Source organism: Citrobacter sp. VF227 (assembly GCF_052950715.1).
This window is the reverse complement of the sequence record NZ_JBRFVF010000661.1, coordinates 1-430: the sequence shown is the minus strand read 5'-3', so window position 1 is coordinate 430 and position 430 is coordinate 1. Positions and strand designations below refer to the sequence as shown.

The 430-nt window shown below is 63.7% G+C and carries 1 pseudogene; it reads left to right on the top strand.

The annotated features are described in order from the left end of the window. Positions 1–39: 39 nt before the first annotated feature. Positions 40–430: pseudogene (locus ACU8YC_RS28425) on the top strand (AIDA repeat-containing protein); the annotation flags it as partial.

Below are 430 nucleotides of genomic sequence, written 5' to 3'. Positions count from 1 at the left end.
GACGGCCTTTTTTTACTGACACACAACAAGGTGAATACCATGAAGCAAAATCGTAACACCGGCGACCGGCCGGACCGGAATGAAATGGCAGGGGCATTTGCAGGGGAGCCACCACAGGTGACTGTCCGGGGCAGACACCGGCGCAGAGTGCTGGCGCTGGCAATCACCAGCCTGCTTTACGGTCAGGCTCAGGCCGCCGACACTACCGTCGCGGCAGGCGATACCGCAGACGGGGCGGTGATTACACAGCACGACAGCCAGACGGTATACGGCAGTGCCCTGAACACCACGGTCAGCACCGGGCTGGAGTACGGCAGTGACGATGAGGACAACAACCGCGGCGGGCAGTTTATCGGGGCCGGCGGCTCGGCGCAGCGGACCACCGTCAACAGCAGTGGCCTGCAGGCGGTACTGGCCGGGGGGAGTGCGA